The 19,287-nt window shown below is 58.4% G+C and carries 18 protein-coding genes; 7 read left to right on the top strand and 11 right to left on the bottom strand.

All coding sequences use genetic code 11. The features are described from left to right. The first annotated feature begins 122 nt into the window (after positions 1-122). The 3 genes from GNX18_RS05590 to GNX18_RS05580 all read left to right on the top strand — a co-directional run bounded on the left by GNX18_RS05590 (position 123) and on the right by GNX18_RS05580 (position 4,089). Complete coding sequence (locus GNX18_RS05590; RefSeq protein ID WP_166216036.1) at positions 123-2,504, top strand: DNA polymerase II; 2,382 nt, start codon at positions 123-125, stop codon at positions 2,502-2,504. Between the two features lie 14 nt (positions 2,505-2,518). Beyond that, positions 2,519-3,091: a cation transporter gene (locus tag GNX18_RS05585; RefSeq protein WP_166216033.1), complete on the top strand. Its 573-nt coding sequence runs from the start codon at positions 2,519-2,521 to the stop codon at positions 3,089-3,091. Positions 3,092-3,165: 74 nt separating this feature from the next. Beyond that, complete coding sequence (locus tag GNX18_RS05580) at positions 3,166-4,089, top strand: M14 family metallocarboxypeptidase (protein ID WP_166216031.1); 924 nt, start codon at positions 3,166-3,168, stop codon at positions 4,087-4,089. A gap of 115 nt (positions 4,090-4,204) precedes the next feature. On the opposite strand, the gene GNX18_RS05575 is transcribed toward GNX18_RS05580, so the two are convergent. Further along, the gene (locus GNX18_RS05575; protein WP_166216028.1) at positions 4,205-5,851 is read right to left on the bottom strand and encodes a pyridoxamine 5'-phosphate oxidase family protein; all 1,647 of its coding nucleotides are present in this window, start codon (positions 5,849-5,851) and stop codon (positions 4,205-4,207) included. A gap of 18 nt (positions 5,852-5,869) precedes the next feature. Next, complete coding sequence (locus tag GNX18_RS05570) at positions 5,870-6,277, bottom strand: VOC family protein (protein ID WP_166216026.1); 408 nt, start codon at positions 6,275-6,277, stop codon at positions 5,870-5,872. Positions 6,278-6,388: 111 nt separating this feature from the next. Between GNX18_RS05570 and GNX18_RS05565 the strand changes: the two genes are divergently transcribed. Further along, a complete protein-coding gene (locus GNX18_RS05565) occupies positions 6,389-7,288 on the top strand; it encodes a LysR family transcriptional regulator (RefSeq protein WP_166216023.1) in 900 nt (299 codons plus the stop codon). A gap of 108 nt (positions 7,289-7,396) precedes the next feature. On the opposite strand, the gene GNX18_RS05560 is transcribed toward GNX18_RS05565, so the two are convergent. The 7 genes from GNX18_RS05560 to GNX18_RS05530 form a co-directional block, all read right to left on the bottom strand. Next, a complete protein-coding gene (locus GNX18_RS05560) occupies positions 7,397-8,488 on the bottom strand; it encodes a lipid A deacylase LpxR family protein (protein WP_166216020.1) in 1,092 nt (363 codons plus the stop codon). Between the two features lie 190 nt (positions 8,489-8,678). Next, positions 8,679-9,590: a spore coat U domain-containing protein gene (locus GNX18_RS05555; RefSeq protein ID WP_166216016.1), complete on the bottom strand. Its 912-nt coding sequence runs from the start codon at positions 9,588-9,590 to the stop codon at positions 8,679-8,681. Next, on the bottom strand, positions 9,587-12,019 hold the full coding sequence (locus GNX18_RS05550; RefSeq protein ID WP_166216013.1) for a fimbria/pilus outer membrane usher protein: 2,433 nt from the start codon (positions 12,017-12,019) through the stop codon (positions 9,587-9,589). Before GNX18_RS05550 ends, GNX18_RS05555 begins: the two co-directional genes overlap by 4 nt. After that, the gene (locus GNX18_RS05545; protein WP_166216011.1) at positions 11,985-12,608 is read right to left on the bottom strand and encodes a molecular chaperone; all 624 of its coding nucleotides are present in this window, start codon (positions 12,606-12,608) and stop codon (positions 11,985-11,987) included. Before GNX18_RS05545 ends, GNX18_RS05550 begins: the two co-directional genes overlap by 35 nt. A 106-nt stretch (positions 12,609-12,714) precedes the next feature. After that, a complete protein-coding gene (locus tag GNX18_RS05540; RefSeq protein ID WP_166216008.1) occupies positions 12,715-13,200 on the bottom strand; it encodes a spore coat U domain-containing protein in 486 nt (161 codons plus the stop codon). A 226-nt stretch (positions 13,201-13,426) separates the two neighbouring features. Beyond that, positions 13,427-13,861 carry an OsmC family protein gene (locus GNX18_RS05535; RefSeq protein ID WP_166216005.1) on the bottom strand — a complete coding sequence of 145 codons (435 nt, stop codon included), beginning with the start codon at positions 13,859-13,861 and terminating at the stop codon, positions 13,427-13,429. 71 nt (positions 13,862-13,932) lie between these two features. After that, positions 13,933-14,838: a hypothetical protein gene (locus GNX18_RS05530; protein WP_138234613.1), complete on the bottom strand. Its 906-nt coding sequence runs from the start codon at positions 14,836-14,838 to the stop codon at positions 13,933-13,935. Positions 14,839-15,045: 207 nt separating this feature from the next. Between GNX18_RS05530 and prpD the strand changes: the two genes are divergently transcribed. Further along, complete coding sequence (prpD, locus tag GNX18_RS05525; protein WP_166216002.1) at positions 15,046-16,530, top strand: 2-methylcitrate dehydratase; 1,485 nt, start codon at positions 15,046-15,048, stop codon at positions 16,528-16,530. On the opposite strand, the gene GNX18_RS05520 is transcribed toward prpD, so the two are convergent. Continuing rightward, entirely contained in the window at positions 16,508-16,960 is a 453-nt protein-coding gene (locus GNX18_RS05520; RefSeq protein WP_240914255.1) for a GNAT family N-acetyltransferase, read from the bottom strand. The genes prpD and GNX18_RS05520 overlap by 23 nt on opposite strands. Before the next feature lie 11 nt (positions 16,961-16,971). Here GNX18_RS05520 and GNX18_RS05515 point away from each other — a divergent pair, with 11 nt between their 5' ends. Continuing rightward, positions 16,972-17,568 (top strand): tRNA-uridine aminocarboxypropyltransferase, encoded by a 597-nt coding sequence (locus GNX18_RS05515; protein ID WP_138234611.1) that lies wholly within the window; start codon positions 16,972-16,974, stop codon positions 17,566-17,568. Between the two features lie 280 nt (positions 17,569-17,848). Continuing rightward, a complete protein-coding gene (locus GNX18_RS05510; RefSeq protein ID WP_138234610.1) occupies positions 17,849-18,481 on the top strand; it encodes a YopT-type cysteine protease domain-containing protein in 633 nt (210 codons plus the stop codon). 43 nt (positions 18,482-18,524) lie between these two features. Here GNX18_RS05510 and GNX18_RS05505 read toward each other — a convergent pair whose 3' ends face one another. Next, on the bottom strand, positions 18,525-19,130 hold the full coding sequence (locus tag GNX18_RS05505) for a response regulator transcription factor (RefSeq protein WP_166215999.1): 606 nt from the start codon (positions 19,128-19,130) through the stop codon (positions 18,525-18,527). Between the last annotated feature and the right edge of the window lie 157 nt (positions 19,131-19,287).

The raw sequence follows: 19,287 nt of genomic DNA, 5'->3' as shown, positions 1-19,287 counted from the left end.
GTGAGGTCGCCAGAGCCCTCTTGCCCAACTCTGGCGATTGCTGATATCTGTAGATTTATCCAGTAGAATGGCGTCCATCATCAACACAAGCTCCAACTCAGCCATCAACCCAGTACAGCCTCTTGCCTCAAGGATTTCTTCTCACCCGCCACAGCTTTGATCAGCGCGGCAGCACCTGCATCCACTACTGGCTGGCCACGCCCGAGGGCCCGGTCAAGCTGGTCATTGAAGGCGAGCGCCCGGTCTTTATGGTGAAGGTCGCGGACCGCACCCAGGTGGCCGAGGCGCTGGCCGGCGTGCCCTACGATTGGCAGCAGCTGGGTTTCCAGACCTTTGGCCGCGAGGATGCGGCCATGCTGTATTTTCCCACCATCGACGCTCACCGCCGGGCGCAAGCCCAGTTGCAAACTCGTGGAATGGAGGTGTTTGAAGCGGATTTTCGTCTCCACGACCGTTACCTGATGGAGCGCTTTGCCCGCGGTGGCCTTTACTTTGAAGGTCTGGCCCAGGCCAAAGACGGCTATACGGAATATCGCAACGTGCGCCTTAAGGGCGCCGAGGTGCAGCCGGACTTCAAGGTGGTTTCTCTGGACGTGGAGTGTTCCGGCCAGGGTGAACTTTATTCCATCGGTCTCTACGGGCATGGTGTGGAAGAGGTGCTGATGGTGGGCAAGCCTGAAAGTGCTGAAACCACCATCCACTGGGTGGACGACGAGCGGGCGCTGCTGGAGGCGTTGGAGGCCCGGATTCAATGCCTGGACCCGGACATCATTATCGGCTGGTCCGTGGTGGACTTTGATTTTCGGCTGCTGCTGAAAAGAGCCGGACGCCACGGCCTGCGCCTGAAGCTGGGGCGCGGTGGCACAGAGGCGCGCTGGCGGGATGGCCGGGAAGGTAGCCAGGGCTTCGTGACGCTGCCGGGCCGTGTGGTGCTGGACGGCATCGATGGGCTGAAGAGCGCCACCTACAACTTCGAAAGCTTCAGCCTGGAGTTTGTGGCCCGGACGCTGTTGGGCAGAGGCAAAGACACCGAAGACGTGGACAACCGTCTGGCGGCGATTGAACACGACTTTCGCCATAACAAACCCAAGCTGGCCGCCTACAATTTGGAAGACTGTCGCCTGGTCTGGGATATCTTCCAGCACACCCGTTTGCTGGATTACCTGCGCCTGCGGGCCCAACTCACTGGCCTGGAGCTCGACCGCAGCGGCGGCTCGGTGGCGGCCTTTACCAACCTCTACCTGCCCAGGCTACACCGCAGCCGCTATGTGGCGCCCAACCTGCCGGCCGGCGGCGGCCTGGCCAGCCCGGGTGGTTATGTGATGGACTCCCGGCCCGGTCTTTACGACAACGTGCTGGTGCTGGATTTCAAGAGTCTTTATCCCAGCATCATCCGCACCTTCAAGATTGATCCTATGGGACTGGTTGAAGGATTGGCTGAGGGATCAGGTGGGGAACCGGAGGAGGGCCGGTCGGATGAAAGCAGCATCCCCGGTTTTCGCGGCGCGCGCTTTTCCCGCGATAAACATTTCCTGCCGGATATCATTACCAATCTCTGGGCCCAGCGGGATATCGCCAAGCAGGAGCAGGATGCCGCCCGCTCCCAGGCCATCAAGATCATCATGAACTCCTTTTACGGGGTGCTAGGAAGTGGGGGTTGCCGTTTTTACGACACGCGTCTGGCCAGCTCCATCACCCTGCGCGGTCACGAGATCATGCAGCAGACGGCCCGCTGGATTGAGGAGCTGGGTCATCAAGTCATTTACGGCGATACCGATTCCACCTTTGTCTGGCTGAGCGGCCGCCCCAGTCCGGAAGAAGCGGATGCAATCGGCAAGAATCTGGCCCGCGAGATCAACACGCGCTGGCAGCACAAGCTCAAAGACGAGCTGGCGCTGGAATGCGAGCTGGAGCTGGAATTCGAAACCCACTATCAGCGCTTTTTGATGCCCACCATTCGCGGCTCGGAGGCCGGCTCCAAGAAACGCTATGCGGGTTTGGTAGTGAAAGGGGGCGAGGAAAAGCTGGTATTCAAAGGTCTGGAAACCGTGCGCAGTGACTGGACCGCCCTGGCCAAGCAGTTCCAGACGCAACTCTACGGGATGGTGTTTAAGGGTGAAGATCCGTCCGACTATATCCGCGAGACGGTGGAGAAAACCCGGGCAGGGGAGATGGACGAGCAGTTGGTGTATCGCAAGCGACTCAGGCGCAAGCTGGAGCAATACGTAAAAAACGTGCCGCCCCAAGTGCGCGCGGCGCGGCTGGCCGATGAACTCCGGCAGCAGCAGGGGCTGGCACCCCGCTACCAGAACAAGGGCTGGATTCGTTACGTGATTACCCTAAATGGTCCGGAGCCGGTGGATTACCGTCAATCACCGGTGGATTACCAGCACTATATCGACAAGCAGCTCAAGCCCGTGGCGGATGCCATATTGCCTTTCATAGATCTGGATTTTGACACTCTGGTGGATGGTCAGCTGGGCCTGTTTGGAGGGGCCGAGTGATAGAGGAAAAGCGCATGGAAAGGAAAACCCTTGTCGCACTTTTGTCCATCAATGCATTCATGTTTTTCCTTGAGCTGGTGCTGGGGTTGATTGCGGAGTCAACCGGTTTGCTCGCGGATTCTCTGGATATGCTGGCGGATGCTTTCGTGTACGGGGTGTCGCTCTATGCGGTTGGTAAGGCGGTGGCGAAAAAGGCGAGTGCAGCGAGAATCAGTGGTTATCTGCAGATTCTGTTGGGCGTGGGCGTGCTCTTCGAGGTGCTTAGGCGTTTGTTTTTTGGCAGCGAACCACAAAGCACCTTGATTGTTGTGGTGGGTATCGTGGCATTGCTGGCCAATATTGTGTGTCTTGGGCTTATCTCAAAACACCGTGGTGGCGGTGTACACATGCGCGCTTCCTGGATCTTCTCGGTCAATGATGTCCTCGCCAATTTAGGGGTTATTCTGTCCGGTGCTCTTGTTGCGATTCTCGGCAGTAGATATCCGGATTTGTTGATCGGTATGATCATTTCTGCGCTCGTTGTCCGAGGTGGTATCCAAATCGTGCGCGAAGCCAGGGAGGCAGAGAAGTCTGTTCAAGACCGCTGATAAAAAGGCCAGGGCGTCCGCGTTCGAGTGTTAGAATGCCGGCCTGTCTGGTACATCACTGGAGAACTAGCGACATGAATACTGCTCCCGCATTTTATCCAATCGGCACCCCCGGCACGCCGTGGGGCGACTCTGAACGCAACCAGTGGTTGTCGCGTCAGGTCCGCCACCGCAGCTACGAGTCTGAGGTGGTAAGCAAGATCGAGTATTTGCGCGCGCGCTTCGAGGTGGAGGAGTATGGCCGCCTGGAATACGGCGACGAGAGCTTTCCGTTGCTGGCAATCCGCAGCCGCGATTGGAGCGACGATCTGCCGGTGGTGCTGGTGACGGGTGGGGTGCACGGGTATGAAACCAGTGGCGTACACGGTGCGCTGGAGTTTGTGGACCAGCATGCCGCGGATTACGCCGGCCGCGTCAATCTACTGGTCGCTCCCTGCGTCAGCCCCTGGGCCTACGAGCGCATCCACCGCTGGAACCCGAATGCCATCGACCCGAACCGCTCTTTCCGTGAAAACAGCCCGGCGGAGGAGTCCGCGGCGCTGCTGCGACTGGTTGCGCCCATTCGTGATCGCGCACTGATGCATATCGACCTGCACGAAACCACCGATACCGACGAAACCGAATTCCGCCCCGCGCTGGCGGCGCGCGACGGCAAGCCGTTTGAGCCGGGCGGCATTCCCGATGGCTTCTATTTGGTGGACGACAGCGAGAGCCCGCAGCCCGAGTTCCAGCAAGCGGTGATCGCGGCGGTAGAGAAAGTTACCCATATCGCCCCGGCAGATGACAACAACGAGATCATCGGCTCGCCGGTGGTCGCGCGCGGTGTTATCGAATATCCGCTCAAGCAGCTGGGCTTGTGTGCCAGCATCACCAACGCCCCATACAAGACAACCACTGAGGTTTATCCCGACAGCCCCCGCGCCACTCCCGAGCAGTGCAACGCCGCGCAGGCCGTCGCAGTGTGTGCGGCGATTGACTACGCGCTGGCGCACCAGTAAGAAAGAATTTTTTCTGGCTGGGTAAATTTTTGCGCTGTGGTCGCAGCGGCAGGCATTCGGAGTGCGCGGTTCCTCTGGAAAGCGTTGTGCTGAAGGCCAAGCCGAGTCCCGATTGTCAGAACGTTTCCGTGTGGATACGCTCTGGCTGAACGCCGCTCTGGCGAAGGGTGGCGACGGTATCGGCCAGGAAGCCTTCGGGGCCACACAGGTAAAAGTCGGCATCCAGTCCCGGGACCAATTCTTTTAGCAGTTCAATGCTGATGCGTCCGCGATGATGGTAATCGTTTCCCTGCCGGTCAGTGTTGCGGGGTTTACTGTAGACAGCGCTGAAACAGATCTTGTCGTGACGCTTCGCCAGCGCGCGTACTTCATTGGCCAGGGCATGGTGACGGCTGTCGCGCACACCGTGGATAAAATACACGGGCCGTTCGCCTGCTTCCCCAGCCAGGGCATGCAACATGCTGACCATTGGTGTCACTCCGACACCGGCACTGACCAGCGCAACGGGGCGGTCATGATGCGCCAGCACAAAGTCGCCCCTTGGCATCCGCGTGTTAACGGTGTCTCCCACGGCGAGTGTGTCGTGCAGATATCGTGAAACCGTACCCTTGGGTTCGCGCTTAACCGTAATTCGGTAGCGGCCCTCACCGGGTGCATTGGACAAGGAATAGGTGCGCTTGATCGGCTGCTTGTGCCCCTCGATGTGCACTTCAATCGGCAGATGCTGGCCGGGTGTGAAGTCCGCCAGTGCTGCGCTGTCCTGTGCCACGAATTCGAATGATGTTACGTCTTCGCTTTCTTTCGTCTTTTTGATCAGCCTTAATGGTTGTGAGGATTCTGGTGCGCTCCACCGCAGTGGTAGGGCACCGTCGAGTTGCACAATTTGCTCGATATCGAAGGCGATCAGGCGCTGTGCGCCGGGGTGCCGCGCCACTTCGGCGGAGTCCCAGTCGATTGTTGCCTGGCCGCTGATCTGCAGCAGGCTGCCCGTGTCAAAGTCCACAAACAGCAGCGCAGCGCGGGGATCGGCAACGAGGTTACCAATGGTGTTGAAGTGGTTGTTGCCAGAATAATCGGGCAGGATCAGCCGTCTGTCGTCGAGGACGGTAACGAACCCCGCCGCGCCCCCGCGATGGGAGGCGTCCATCCCATAACCCACGTGCTGGCCCTGGCCGCGGTAGCCGCTCCCGATAAACAGTGTGGTCGCCGATCCGATCCATACCTGCATACTACGGGTAAGCCGCTGATAGCGAGTCGCGGACGCGTCGCCTGGCCTGACGCCGACCTGATGCCAGCTTCGCTCGGTAATGTATTGCGGACAGTTGCCGAACGACTGGCCAACAGCGAAGGTGAGGCCATTGGCCCCGGCCGCGTTAATTGTCCCATTCACACGATTGCGTCGCCGCGTATCCAGCTCGATGCCGAGCAGGCCGAGCTCCGCACCCGCAGTCAGCGAGTTTTCCAGCGCATCTCCTGGCAATGCGCGCGCCGCAATATGCAGGCTCGTCGGGTCCGGTGTGCTTATGAAACCGGGCGTCCCTGTGAGCAAGGTCACCCAGGGGCGCCCGGTAGCATCCCGTGCAGCGGCCACAACAAAGGGCAGTTGCTTGAAAAACTCCCGATGCTGTTCCGGTAGAAAGGGTCGAACCACCTGGCGCGCCCAGGGCTCGATTGTGTCACGAACCCCAAGCCGGGCCTGCACCGCCTGCTCGCCTTGATGGAACGGTGACGTCTCATCCGATTTCCCATGCAGTGCTTGCATCAGTGCTTCCTCCGCTGGTTAGACTGTGATCAGTTCGAGGCGGATATTGCCCGGAATTAGACACATCATGTGCTGGGCACCGGAGCTGCCCAACCCTTGGGGGGCAAACTCGATGTCCAGGTCGTTGCGCTCACGGAGTTCCGAGTACAGCTGCTCCAGATCCGACGTGGTACCGACGCGAAGCGCAAGGTGGTGAAGACCGATATTGGTGTGGCGGTTGAAGGGGATAGCATTGGCAGGATCTTCTGCCTGCCACAGTGTGATCATGGTCGAGCCGTCGTTTAAAAAGAGCGCAGGGTAATCGGCAACTTCACCGACTTGCTCAAAACCGAGTGCATCAACGAAGAAGGCACGGGCGGCGGTGAGATCGGGTACGGTCAGGCCTACATGATGTACGCCCTGGGTTTTTGCGGAATTCTGGTTCATGGTGTCCTCTCTGATGAGTTTGTCAGTTGATGGCCTAACTATAGGGAGAGGGGCGACTCTAATAAATGCCGTCATTCTGATAACATTGCTGCATTTATTGGAGTAATCGTTATGGATAAACTGGCCGCCATGCGGGTCTTCGTCGAGATCGTCGACCGAGGCAGTTTGACCGCGGCGGCAGAGGCATCGGGCCGCTCACAGCCGTCCGTGGTAAGAACACTTGCCGCGCTTGAGGCTCACCTCGGGGCCCGGTTGTTGCGGCGCACCACACGCCGTATGTCCCTGACGCCGGAAGGTCGTGACTATCTGGAGCGTTGCCGCCGGATACTTGCCGACGTCGACGATGCGGAGCTGGCCGTCGGCCAGAATGAAGCCGAACCGCGGGGAGACCTTCGCATCACCGCGCCGGTGCAGTTCGGGCAACTGCATATGGTGTCGGCAATCTCAGACTTCCTCTCCCGATATGAGCACGTTCGCGTTGATCTGCTATTGCTGGATCGCGTTGTCGACCTGGTTGACGAAGGTATCGACCTGGCGCTGCGAATCGGCCCGTTGGCGGATTCTTCGATGACGGCGATCCGTGTCGGAGAAGTGCGCCGGGTTGTCTGCGCCAGCCCGGCGCTGCTGGAACGAGTCGGGGTGCCGGACCATCCTCGCGCGTTGTCCCAACTGCCATGCATACGATTGCGGAATTTATCCTCGACGAGTACCTGGCCATTCCGTGATAGCGGACACGACGTCGCCATCAGAGTGGGCGGAAGATTGAGCTGCAATCATATTGCAGCGGGTGTTGCGGCATGCGCGGAAGGCGTGGGCTTCGGACAGTTCCTTTCCTATCAGGTTCAGCAATTCATCAGTGAGAAAAAATTGTGCAGGGTGCTCGAAGATTTTGAGCCTGAGCCCTTGCCAGTGCATCTTGTCTACCCGGGTGGCCGTCTGGTATCGACGAGACTGCGAGCGCTCATCAATGCTTTGAAGGATTCGCTTCGCAACAGTGAAGCACTTTGGTGATGGGGAAGACCGGTACTTTGATATTTCCGCTGGCCTCTTTGATGGTGATCGTTAGAACAAGGCGCTCTCATCCATGAAAGCACACCGTATGATTTAAGTAGATGAACACTAAAACTCCCGCCAGGCACTGAAGCTACCAAGCCTGGGCGGCTCCTGCTGTTGCTCGAATTCGCGGCTGCGAAAGTAGTGGGCAAAGGCGAATCGCCAGTGCTCATAACTGCCCGCCACGCCAATGCCCAGGTCTGTCATTAGCGATTCGCGCGTGACGCTGTGACTGTTTTTCCAGGTGTTGCCGTCCAGCGTTACGTCATACAAAACGCCGCGTATGTTGGTGACGATAAAGCCGTGCAGTTTCAGTCGGCGGCTGTAATCCATATGGCGTGTGGGGGCGGTATTTTCTGATGCTGGCAATTGGGGAGCACTGCCGAAGTTGTTTGGCAGCTCCGGGCCAAACCGCCACTCGGCGCCGATATTGAGATCGGTGACCAGGTTTCCCAAGCTGCCTCCGGTTCGCAGTATCAGATCCTGTTGCCAGTCGTCGCCGGTGGGGTTGAACTGCAGGCGTCGCAGACGCTGGGTCGACAGGCGAAAGACGACTTCGTCGCGAAGCTGGTTGTCCCACCCGCGAAATGTCTCCGAGCCCAGCAGTTTGTGCACGCCTTTCTGTAATTCTTCTCCCAGTGCCGAGGGGCCTACCATGCCCAGGCTCAGGCCGGTACTTTGCATGCGATTTTCGTTTCTGCCGTTATAGGTTACTCCGGCAACCAGCACGCCGGCATAGGGGCGGTCTTCCTTCACCAGCTCGCGGGTGTGCCAGTCCCCCGGAGTAAAGATGCCGTGGCCAACGGTCAGCACCATGTTGTACTGATCCCAGCCCTTTGGTTGCAGCCAGCGCAATCCATGATTCAGCCGGCGGTAACCGGATGGCAAGCGGGAATCCTGAAAGCTGTCGACGGTCTGCGAAAGAAAACCGACATTGATACCGTTGGAGTATCCGCGGTCGCTGCCGGCAAAAATGTCGTTGTCGATACGCAGGGTGATGGCTTGCAGTGCGCTGTGGGTATTACCGGTATCTTTTGCGAGGGTAGATGGGCTGAGCGTGCACAGTGCTGCAAAAAAATAGCTGAGTAAAAAGAAGTGAAAAAACCGAAGGGTTTTGACGGAATTTTCGATACGAAAATAGTGGGTACTTCTGGGCATGTGACTTCTAAACAGTTGTGGGTTGGGCGAGAGGGCCCTGGTTGGATGCGAATATTTGGGCGGGAGGGCAGTATTAAAGTTTGGTTACCGCGGGATATGGTCGCTTCGTCTCACTGCGGTGGGTGCCGTGATTCGTTGAGCAATTGCACGCTGGAATTAGGCGCGGCTGAGGACGGCCGGCTCTCGTGAGTTAGAAAGTCACTGTGGCCGTAATCGTATCCTGATAGGTACCCGGGGGCTTTGCGCCCTGTATCGGAACCCGGCCATACACGGTGAGCGACTGGGCAGCTCCGCTGCCGGTGCCGCCCACCAGTGTGCCCGGGGTATCGCCCCACGTCTGTGTGCGCGCGGCATCCTGGTAGAGCTGGTAGTCGACGGTATCCGGGCCCAGTTGCATCTTGCGGTCGTTGATGTCGGCGTTGTCGCCGCCATCCAGCGCTACGGTATAGGCGCCGTTCAATGTGCAGGTCACCGACAGGTTGCTGCTGGCATCTGTCTGGGTGACGCTGGTGACGGTGCCGAAATCGAGCGGGCTCGCAGATATGCTGCAGTTGGGTTCGATCTGCAGTTGTGACGTCAGGGTGTCGGGCAGGCTGTACACACCGCTCATTGCGGCACAGGTTTGCAGGGTTGATCCTTCGCGCGCTTCGATGGCGCTCAGTACCGACTGATACAGGCCCACCGTTTTTCCGGTCTGCGCGGCGAACACCCGTCCGTATACCGTTGCCACCTGTGTGCCACCGAGCAGTGGAAATTCCAGAATCCGCTGCTGGCCGCCGGCGACATTTCCCCACACCAGGGTGCGCGCGGCGTCGCGAAACAATTGATATTGCACGTCGAACGCGCCGCTCACCATACGCCTGTCGGCAATGGATATACCGCCGCTGCCTGCTGGCAGGCTGATACAGACGCGGCGCAGGAGCAGGCTGCCGAGCGCTGGGCACTCGACGGTGATACTCGCGCTTACATCGATCTGGGGTGTCGGCAGGCCGGCGATGGTGCCGAAGTCGAGAACTGGCGTCACGGTATAGTTGCATGCCTGTCCCCAGGCGTTTCCCACCCCCAGCAGTAAAACCAGCAATAGGGCACGCCGGATCATCATGGTGCCTCCATGCAATCTTGCGGCGACAACCGCAGACGTGTGAAGACGGTTGCGGGCTCGGCGATGGGACTGATGGTGTAGTTACACACCCGTTCCCGTTGCCGTACCTCGATACGCGCCCCGCCGGAAATGTCCTCCAGGTAGACTTCACCATCAAATCCCACGGGAACCGCGCGGCTTGAATTTTCCTGATACAGGGTTGCGCCACTGCCGGCGTCCACTGCGCGGCCGGACTGGTCGAGGAGGGTGATGATGGCCGGTTGCATTTGTGCAACCGGGAACACCACAAACTGGCCCGCGTGATCGGCGGGTATTGCGAATTGTTCCAGCTCGTTCACCAGGAAATTTGCGGCCAGTTGATCCGGATCAATACCGATCCGGTTGCGCTGCCAGCCGCGGAGGTCGGGGATAAGTAAGTAGCCTTTGTCGTCGGTGTGTCCGTAGAGGCGGTTCTCGCTGAGTATCGGTATGTCTTCGACGCCGGTGTACACCAGGGCGAAGGCATCGTGGATGCGACGGCTGGCGATCAGCTGGCGGTCCATGACCGCGACACTGCCGCCGGCTTCCAGGAAGTAGCCGTGTTCGTCGCGGTCCCAGTCGAGGCCTGCGCGCGCTTCCATATAGCGGCCGCGGGTTTCAACGGCGGCCTGGCCGTAGTCGCCGTCGATGTCGCCGCCCTGCAGCCACCAGCCCCAACCGCCATCGTAGGGGGCGGTGCGGCGGAGCAGGGCTCTCGGTTCGTTGTTGCCGTCGCTGCGGCGTTGTACTCCAACGGAGAGGTAGGCCAGATGTTGCAGCGGGACACTGAAGGTGAGGCTGCCGCCGGAGCCGTTTTCGTCGTCTTTGAACAGGGCGGCGGAAACCGATAGCCGCCGGCCGATGTTTTGTGTCCAGCTCAGGCTGTGGGTGCTGAAAAATTCCCGCGGCAGGAATGGAGCGCGGTGGTCGCGCCGGCGCAGGTAGCTGTAGCCGAAGCTTCCCCGGCCCATCTGCAGCCACACGGTGGCGCGGTCCTGGGCGTTGAGCCAGCGCTCGGTGAGGGTGCGGTCGGTATCCATATCCGCGAGGTCGCGATAGCCGCGGGACCGGCGCAGGGTCTGCAGATCGAAACCGACCACAGGCCCGATCCACTGGTAGCCCAGGCTGTACTGGTGCCCGGATTTGTCGTTCTCTCCCGGTGCCTGGCCATCGCTGTAGGCGAGGGATGCGGATGCCAGGCCCCAGCGTCCGCCCGGCGACCAGACACCGCCGATCCCCGTGACGCCGAGTTCTTCCGCCAGTTCGGCATGGGCCTCGAAGGTAAAGGCACCGGTGACGCCTTGCAGCCAGCTGGCGCTTGCCACCGGGTGCTCGCCGTAATCGTTCCAGCCGCCTTCGAAGTCGGTGCGCAATACACCCGCCTCGAGACTGAAGTCACTGAGGCCTGGCGCCAGGCGGCGGTGGTCTACATACAGCGGCGCGCTGGTCTCGGTGGTGCGCCCGAGGGCATCGGTTACCACCAGCGTGGCCATACCGGCACCGCCGATTCGGGGCAGGGCATCGAGCACAAAGGGGCCGCTGTCCACGGCGTTGTCGTACTGCAGGATATTGTTGACATAGAGCTCTACGGTGGAGGGCAGCGCGGCGCTGCCATCGAAACGCGGGACCGGTAGCGTAATCAGATCCGGACGCACGCCGAAGTTGCGTCGCCACTGCAGGCCGGCCATGCGCACCGGGCGACTCCAGCTGTGGCCGCCGCTGATCAGATCGCCGGCGGTCCATGTCCACAACTGTTGCGGATCGCTGTAGGTCCAGTAGCTGTCGAGGCGGCGGTAACCGATATCTTCATCGCCGCTGCGGCTGACCCCGGAAATCTGCAGGCTGCCGTAGTCGCCGAACCAGTTCAGCGACGTGCCGAGTGAGGTGTTGCTGCGGCCCTGCCAGTGGCGACCGTAAAAGTCGTAACTGAACAGCAGCCCGTGATCGCGGCGCACCTCAACCGGCGGCGGTGGCCGGTAACCCAGGTGTTGCCCCTGGCGCAGGCTGGGCGGCGCGTGCAGTACCAGGGACTGGGTGGGGACGTCATAGCGATAGGCGAGCCCGGGCAGGGAATCCAGTGCTATCCAGCCTGTGGGGTCTTCCTCCGGTAACTGCAGTCCAATTTCCTGCAGGTCGCCGGCAATTACAAATAATCTGTTGTCGCGCAGCTGCGCGTGCACGATCAGCCGGGTGGTGGTTTCACCGTAGAAGGCTTCCAGATACAAATCCTGCTCGCGATGCACTGCGGGCAGAAATGTATCGGCATCGTCGGCGGCCAACATGTGATGCTGCAGCCGGGAACCGGCCTCCGCGCTGATGGCGAGTGCGCCGGCGAGCAGGCCGATGAGCGCGCGTTTCGGAAGGTGACCGCAATAATTATTGTTGCAGCGGAAGCGTGGTGGGCTGGCCATTGAGCAGTGTTTCCAGTCGCACGTCTCGCGTGAGGTCCGCCGTGGGAGAGACAGAGTTTTCTGGCAACGCCCAAACCCTGCGGCTACCGGGTAACACATATCCGAGCAGGCCCGCGCTCAGCGGCAGCGCCCACCCGGAATCATCCATCAGTTGACTGGCGCCCAACTGGGCCGCCCGCCCGCCAGAATTGATGCACTCCAGCAGTGCGGCATCATCGCGCACGCTGCAGGAGAGTTTCGCGTCGGTCGCATCCTGCGCGCGCACAAACAGTGGCAACACATAGCGCATGCGTACATTCACCCGGCCGTGTGCTTCGCCGTTTGTTGTTGGAAGCTCGTCCACCACCAGCCGGAAGCTGTGGTCGTTGCCCGAGGCGGGCGGTCCCAGTCGCACCAGGCGCACTATCTGCTCCGCGCCGGGCATCAACTCCACGATGGGCGGGCTGGCTACCACCGCATCACTGGCGATCAGCTGGTCTTTGCCTTCCGTCTGCTGCCAGGCGAATACCCGCACCTGGGCCGTTAGCCGCGCGTCGCCGCTGTTGGAGAGGCGCAGGCGTGAGGCACTCTCACCCGCACCAATCTGCAACAGTATCGGTCCTGCCTGTAGCTGACCTTTGGCGAAGGTGGGGGAGCACACAAGCAGAGCAACTGAGAACGCACACCATAGTGGGAGGTATCGCGTTACTCGCATATCAGAAGGTTGCCGTGGCGGTGATGGTGGAGTTGTAGGTGCCGGCGGGCTTCGGGTTTTGCCCGGCGCCGGTCAGGCCGTAAACATCAAAGGCGTCGGCACCGCCGGTGCTGGTGAAGTCGATGGTAAAGGTGCCGCCGGTGCCGTCACCCAGAATCTCGGTGTTCGCCGCGTCGCGGTAGAGGTTGTAGTCGATGGTATTGGTGCCGTCGTCCATCTGCCGGGTAGTGAAGCTGCTGGTGCCGCCGGTACCCGCACTGAAGGCGACGCTTACCGGCGCCAGGCCGGTACAGGTCACTGTGCCGGAGGTGGAGCCGGAAATAGAGGGTGTCAGGTCGTTGACGGTTCCAAAATTCAGATCGTTTATGGAAATGGTGCAGTCGTTCTCAATGGTGATCGAGACCAGGAAGGTGGTGTCTTCGGTGGCGGAAAATACCGGTGTTGAAAGCAACAGGGCGCACAGGGAGAGAGCCTTTCTTTTGTTCACGATGACCTCAGCTTTTATGGGGGCTGCCGGAAAATTCTTGTTCCGCCTAAAAGCTAGTTCATTTCCGTGCGACCGCCTGATGAAATCAGAGAAATGGCGGAAAAAGTTGCTCCTCATTAAGCAATTCCCGCCATTTCCTGTGAACAGTTCAATCAGGAAAGTGAGATCCTTGTCTCTGTAGTTTTTGCCGTTCCACAGCACAGCACTACAGTGGCCGCGGCGGCGGTCAAGAGGTGGTGACTTCCGCGTTCAATGTCACCGGCGCACTGAGCGAATTGGTGATCAGGCAGTTCTCCTCGGACTTTTCCAGCAGCTTGTGTGCCTTGTCTGTATCCGTGCCCTGGGGCACTCGCAACGTGGCATTGACTTCAAATGCGGTGAAGCAGGTTTTGCGTCCGTCTTTGTCCAGGGTGCCGGTTGCGCTGCATTCCAGGTTGGTCCAATCGAGGTTGTTGTACTTGGCAATGGCACGGAAGGTCAGAATAAAGCAGTCCGCCACTGCCGCTACCAGTAATTCCTCCGGTGACCACTGATCGCCCGGGCCATCAAACTGGCTGGGTGCGGCGGAGGCCAGGGGCGCCAGCCCCTCGGCCGTCAGGGTGATATTGCCTTCGGCCGCCGCGCTGGCGGCCACTTGGTAATGGTGGGGAAGGGTGTCCATGGTATCTCCGTCAGGCCCATTAATAGTCCAGACAGGTTAGCACCGCCATCCCTCTGCCTCCATTACCTTGTTTACTGTACCGTTGACAGGATTCTGCTCCTGATGGAGTTTTCCCATTCTAGATAGGTGGAATACACGGGTGGCTTGGCTTTCTTTTTTGTCCAGTGTTCTGTTTTTGCCCGGCTGAATAGTATGGCTTCAGCGAAAAAAGGTGAGCCGCTGTTGCCACTTATTAAAGTAAGGGAGTATGGGTTTTTCTCCTGGGAGTAATAGGCTATAGAGTTTCTTGCCTGCCCATAGAGATCGACGTGGCGTCGGAAATTATGTTTGTCTGCTCTTTTTCTGGGGTCGAGAGTGGCAACCAGGTTTTGCCCGGTCAGCATGGCGGCTTGGGCCAGATCACACACATCAATAAACTCTGTCTTGTTGCTGGCGTAGCAGAAGTGACGGCCATGAACTGAAGATTCATTTTTCAGAACGGCTACAGATAGCCTTTTTTGCGTGTTATATATTTCGACCTTCACTTTTTCTACCCCGATTTCCTCAAGGGATGTCTGAATGTAACCGAGCATTTTGTTGGAAGAGGAAAAGCCGAAGCGATTGTGGATCACGGTTACTTTTGTTGCACTTTTCGGCGGGTCACCAAGTAATTGAAACACGGATAATAGATAGGCCTGTATTCCATCTTTACCATGGAGGCATAAAGCGTCGTTGTCATAGGGTACATGCGACAGTGCAAATTTTACCGCCTCATCTTTCGAGTATTCTAAAAGTAAAGCTATGCATGTTCCCAAACCGTCTGTTTTGAGTACATCCGTATTGGTGCTCAAAACGCCTACCCCGTTCATGGGGACATATTGGAACGTAAGCGGCATAAAAACCTCCTGTTTAATTGACACGACGAACGATCGGATAGACACCAGGGTGTTCGGCAACAGGGTATTAGGCGCCAGGGTACTCTGGTCCAATGTCGCCACTGCGGTGAGGCTCCTGACTCCCACGCCATCTGCTTCCACAAGCAAATGGCCCGTGCGCTAAACGGTACGATGCCATGCTGACTCTAGCAAGAAACACTTGTGTCATTATTTGGTACTTCCGTACATGTTTTGGCGCCGCCACACAGCGCACCCGCGCAACTATCCTCTCCATATTCGCCCTGTTGCTGATGCTTCGAGGAATGAAATATGAATACCAATACTGCGCTGACTTTCCGTCCTGACTACGACGAGGTTATCCAGGACATCGCCGACTACGTGTTGACCTATCGTATCGACTCGGAAGAAGCCTTCACCACCGCGCGCCACTGCCTGATGGACTCTCTCGGTTGCGGCCTGCTGGCGCTGCGATTCCCGGAGTGCACGAAACACCTCGGGCCGATGGTGCCCGGTACGATGGTGCCCAACGGCGCGCGCGTACCGGGTACGGATTTGCGGCTGGATCCGGTGAAGGCCGCCTGGGATATCGGCTGTTGTGTGCGCTGGCTGGATTTCAACGACACTTGGCTGGCTGCGGAGTGGGGGCACCCGTCAGACAACCTCGGCGCCATCCTGGCGGTGACTGACTACCTGTCGCAGAAACATCTTGCGCAGGGTGGGAAGCCGTTCACCATGCAACAGGTACTGGACGCCATGATCCGCGCCCACGAAATCCAGGGAGTGCTGGCGTTGCAAAACAGCTTCAACCGCGTGGGGCTTGACCATGTGCTGCTGGTGCGAGTCGCCTCCACTGCGGTTGCCACCATGCTCAATGGCGGCAACCGCGAGCAGGTGATGGCGGCGCTCTCCCACGCTTGGGTAGACGGCGGTGCACTGCGCACTTACCGCCACGCGCCCAACGCCGGTTCGCGCAAATCCTGGGCGGCGGGTGACGCCAGTAGCCGCGGTGTGCGTCTCGCTGATATCACCCTGCGCGGTGAGATGGGCATTCCCGGCGCGCTCACTGCGGAGCAGTGGGGCTTTTACGACGTGTTGTTCAGCAAAACCGTCGCGGACCAGAAGCTGAAGCCGGAAGCCGGGCGCCGGTTTCGGTTCCCCCAGGGCTACGGCAGCTATGTGATGGAGAACATTCTGTTCAAGCTGTCGTTCCCCGCGGAATTCCATGCCCAGACCGCCTGCGAGGCCGCGGTGATCCTGCACCCACTGGTGAAACACCGTCTCGACCAGATTGAGCGCATTGTCATTACTACCCACGAATCTGCCATCCGTATCATTTCCAAGGCCGGTCCACTCGCCAACCCCGCCGACCGCGATCACTGCCTGCAGTACATGATGGCCGTGTCGATGATATTCGGCGACTTGCAGGCAGAATATTACGAAGACGGCTTCCACCGGGCGCACCCGGAGATAGACCAGCTGCGCGACAAAACAGAGGTGGTGGAGGAGCCCCGCTACAGTGCCGACTATCTGGATCCGGCCAAGCGTTCCATTGCCAATGCCGTGCAGGTGTTTTTTACCGACGGTACCGCCACGGAGAAAGTAGAAGTGGAATACCCGGTAGGGCACCGGCGCCGGCGTGGGGAGGGCATGCCACTGCTGGAACAGAAATTCCTGGCCAACCTGGCTACGCGTTTTCCGGAACAGCGCTGCGCGGAAATCCTGGCCTTGTGCAAAGAGCAGAAGGCGCTTGAGGTCACTCCGGTCAACGAATTTATGGCGCTGTTTGTGATCTAGAATGCGCGGGTTGATAGCGCATCAGCACAATATCCCGGCCCTGTTTTTCGTAGGTGTGAAAGCGATCCACGATGGCCGATGGCTGGCCCTCCAAGGGAGACTCAATAAACCCGAGTGAGGCATAAAACGGCATAAGGTGCCGGTAGGGGAAGGTAAATGTCTGCGCATCGAACTTCTCCGCCATGCCGTTCAACAGCAAACGCGCCACACCACGGCCCTGCCAGTCCGGTGCTACCGCCACGCCCGCCAGCAGCTGGCTGTCGGTCAGCTGTCGCAGGCAACCACAGGCAATAATGCTATTCTTGGCATCCCTAACCACCGCGCAGGGATCATGCCGCTTCGCCTTACCACGAAACTTGTGCTCACGATAGAACTTGTTGGCCAGCGGCATCTCCGCATCGGAGAGCCACTGCACCGAAAAAGCATCCATTACCATCACCTATGTCGCGTCCACTCTGCTCAACCTGCCAACGCCCACTGAGCGTCTGTTACTGCAGCGCGCTGGTGCATATCCGCAATCGAATCAAGGTGCTGATCATACAGCACCCCCTGGAACAGAAGCACCCGTTCAACACCGGGCGGATGGCACATTTGTGCCTGGAAAACAGTGAATTGATTGTGGCAGAGCGGCTTGCGGATGAGCAATTGGCTCAGTTGCTGAAACCCAACTCGGCCTTGCTTTACCCGTCACTGAGTTGGTTGCCGGACGTGGATCCGGTCGAGCCCGGCACGTCGCGGGCCGGTACGCTAGAACAGTTAACTGTGATTGATGCCACCTGGCGCAAATCCAAGAAGATGTTGCATTTGCATCCAGACTTGCAACGGTTGCCACGAGTCAGCTTTGAGGGGACGTTGGCTTCTGAGTATCGTATTCGGCACTCGTCCCTCGGCAACAGCCTGTCGACGCTGGAAAGTATTGCGCTTGCCATGCAGCAGCTGGAGCCAGGGAGCGATTTTCAGGCCATGTTGCGGCCATTCAAGCATATGGTTTCGTTACAGATTGACGTGTCAGGGGCAGGTGAGAGGGGCCACAGATAACGTCGATTAGCATGGCTGCTTATTGATGTATACCCGACACCTGTTGGGTGGCGAATCAATACCTTTGCATTTATTGTCGCCCGATCAGGTTGGCAAGTGCTGTTGTTTAGAGTAACGACAGCACTTGAGGGGCGCCACTGCATTGAACCCTCGCGTTACGAATCCGGTCAGCCCGATTTTCCACCGCTGGTATCAATATACAGAGTCGCGTTTCCGCACAGAGTCGGTGCTCCATAAACACAGGGCAGCGATATACAGAAATGAGTATGGAGATTCAATAATGGCTGATCCGCATTACGCAGCGCATATCAAAGTGCTGAATGCTGCCACCAAAAATAACGGAAGACTTGGGTGGCGTTTTCACCAGAATATGCCTGAATGCCGGCCAATTGTGGGGAGAGGTGTCTGCTGGGCGATTTCGCTTGAGTATCTGAAACTGATTCGGAGAGGGTTCGATCCGGGCCAGTACTACGGCGCTTATATGAGCATCCGAAATGGGAGGTCAGTGTATCGCGGCGTAAATATTGATGCGTTAATGACGTTGGTTGCCGCCAACCGCGCGTTGAACGAGGACGAAAACTACTTTGACTTTCAATTGCAAAGCCAGAACGATTTCATCGTTCTCAGCCGCCAGGGCGACGTAGATCTAAATCCGGTCGAGGTGCTCGCTCATGCAGATCGGATGGCAAACGGCACTATCAACCGCAATATGATGGTTTATATTGATGGGGAAAACGGTGGGCACGCGATGGCCTACCGGCTATTCAACAATCGGGTTCGCTTCTTTGACCCGAATTTCGGCGAGTACCTGTTTAATTCGCCGGCTAGTTTCATGGACTTTTTCACCTATTTCCTGCCGGCCATGTACGAGGATGATTACGATACATTTTCATACGCGGACCTTTCTGCATGAGCGGCATGCTGGTCGTCTAAGCCCAATGTGATGGTGCGGCAGTTCAATCGAGGATAAAACCGAGCTGCCGCGCTTTCAGGACCGCTTGCGTTCGGTTATCACAGTCAAACAGTTTCAGCAGATCTGAAACATACTCTCTGACCGTGGCCGGAGAAATATTGAGTTGCGCGGCAATTTCCTTGTTTGGCAGGCCCAGCGATAACAGTTCCAGGGTTGTTACCTGGCGTGGTGAAAGTGCCATGGGGCCGTTATTGTTCTGACCGCCGACAACTACCACTTCACCGTCCATTACATCTCTGAGTGCTTTGAGCATTGTGGCTTTGCCGCTTGTTTTCGCAATAAAACCGTCGGCTCCATACCTTAACATCTGCTGGATGCTGGCATGGTGATCGACGGTAGATACTACTATCAGTGGAAGTGCGGGATGGCGGGCTTTGAGTTCTTTCAGGCCGTTGAGTCCGCTGGTGCCCGGGATATGGATATCCAGCAGTAGCAGGTCAATATCCGGGTGTTTTGCCAGGGTCGTCAGAGTGGAGCCAAAATCGCCGGCTTCGAAAATCTGGACGGCAGGGAATACTTCCAGCAGTAGCAGATATAGACCATCCCGATAGAGCGCGTGGTCTTCTGTGATCAGTACTTTGAAACTCATTCCTTTACTCATTCTGGCTGATGCCAAGGTAAGGTTGTTACACCGGGTGGAAGATTGGCACAGGAAATTCACTTGTGGTGAAGGGCAGCGGAGTGGGGGGTGTTTGTCATGCGCGAAAGGGTCGATTCGTGATGGGCGGGTAATCTACCATCTACTG

This window comes from Microbulbifer sp. SH-1, assembly GCF_011326135.1.
Classification (GTDB): Bacteria; Pseudomonadota; Gammaproteobacteria; order Pseudomonadales; family Cellvibrionaceae; genus Microbulbifer; species Microbulbifer harenosus.
Note: the sequence above shows the minus strand (reverse complement) of the source record. Positions and strands in the feature narration are given on the sequence as shown.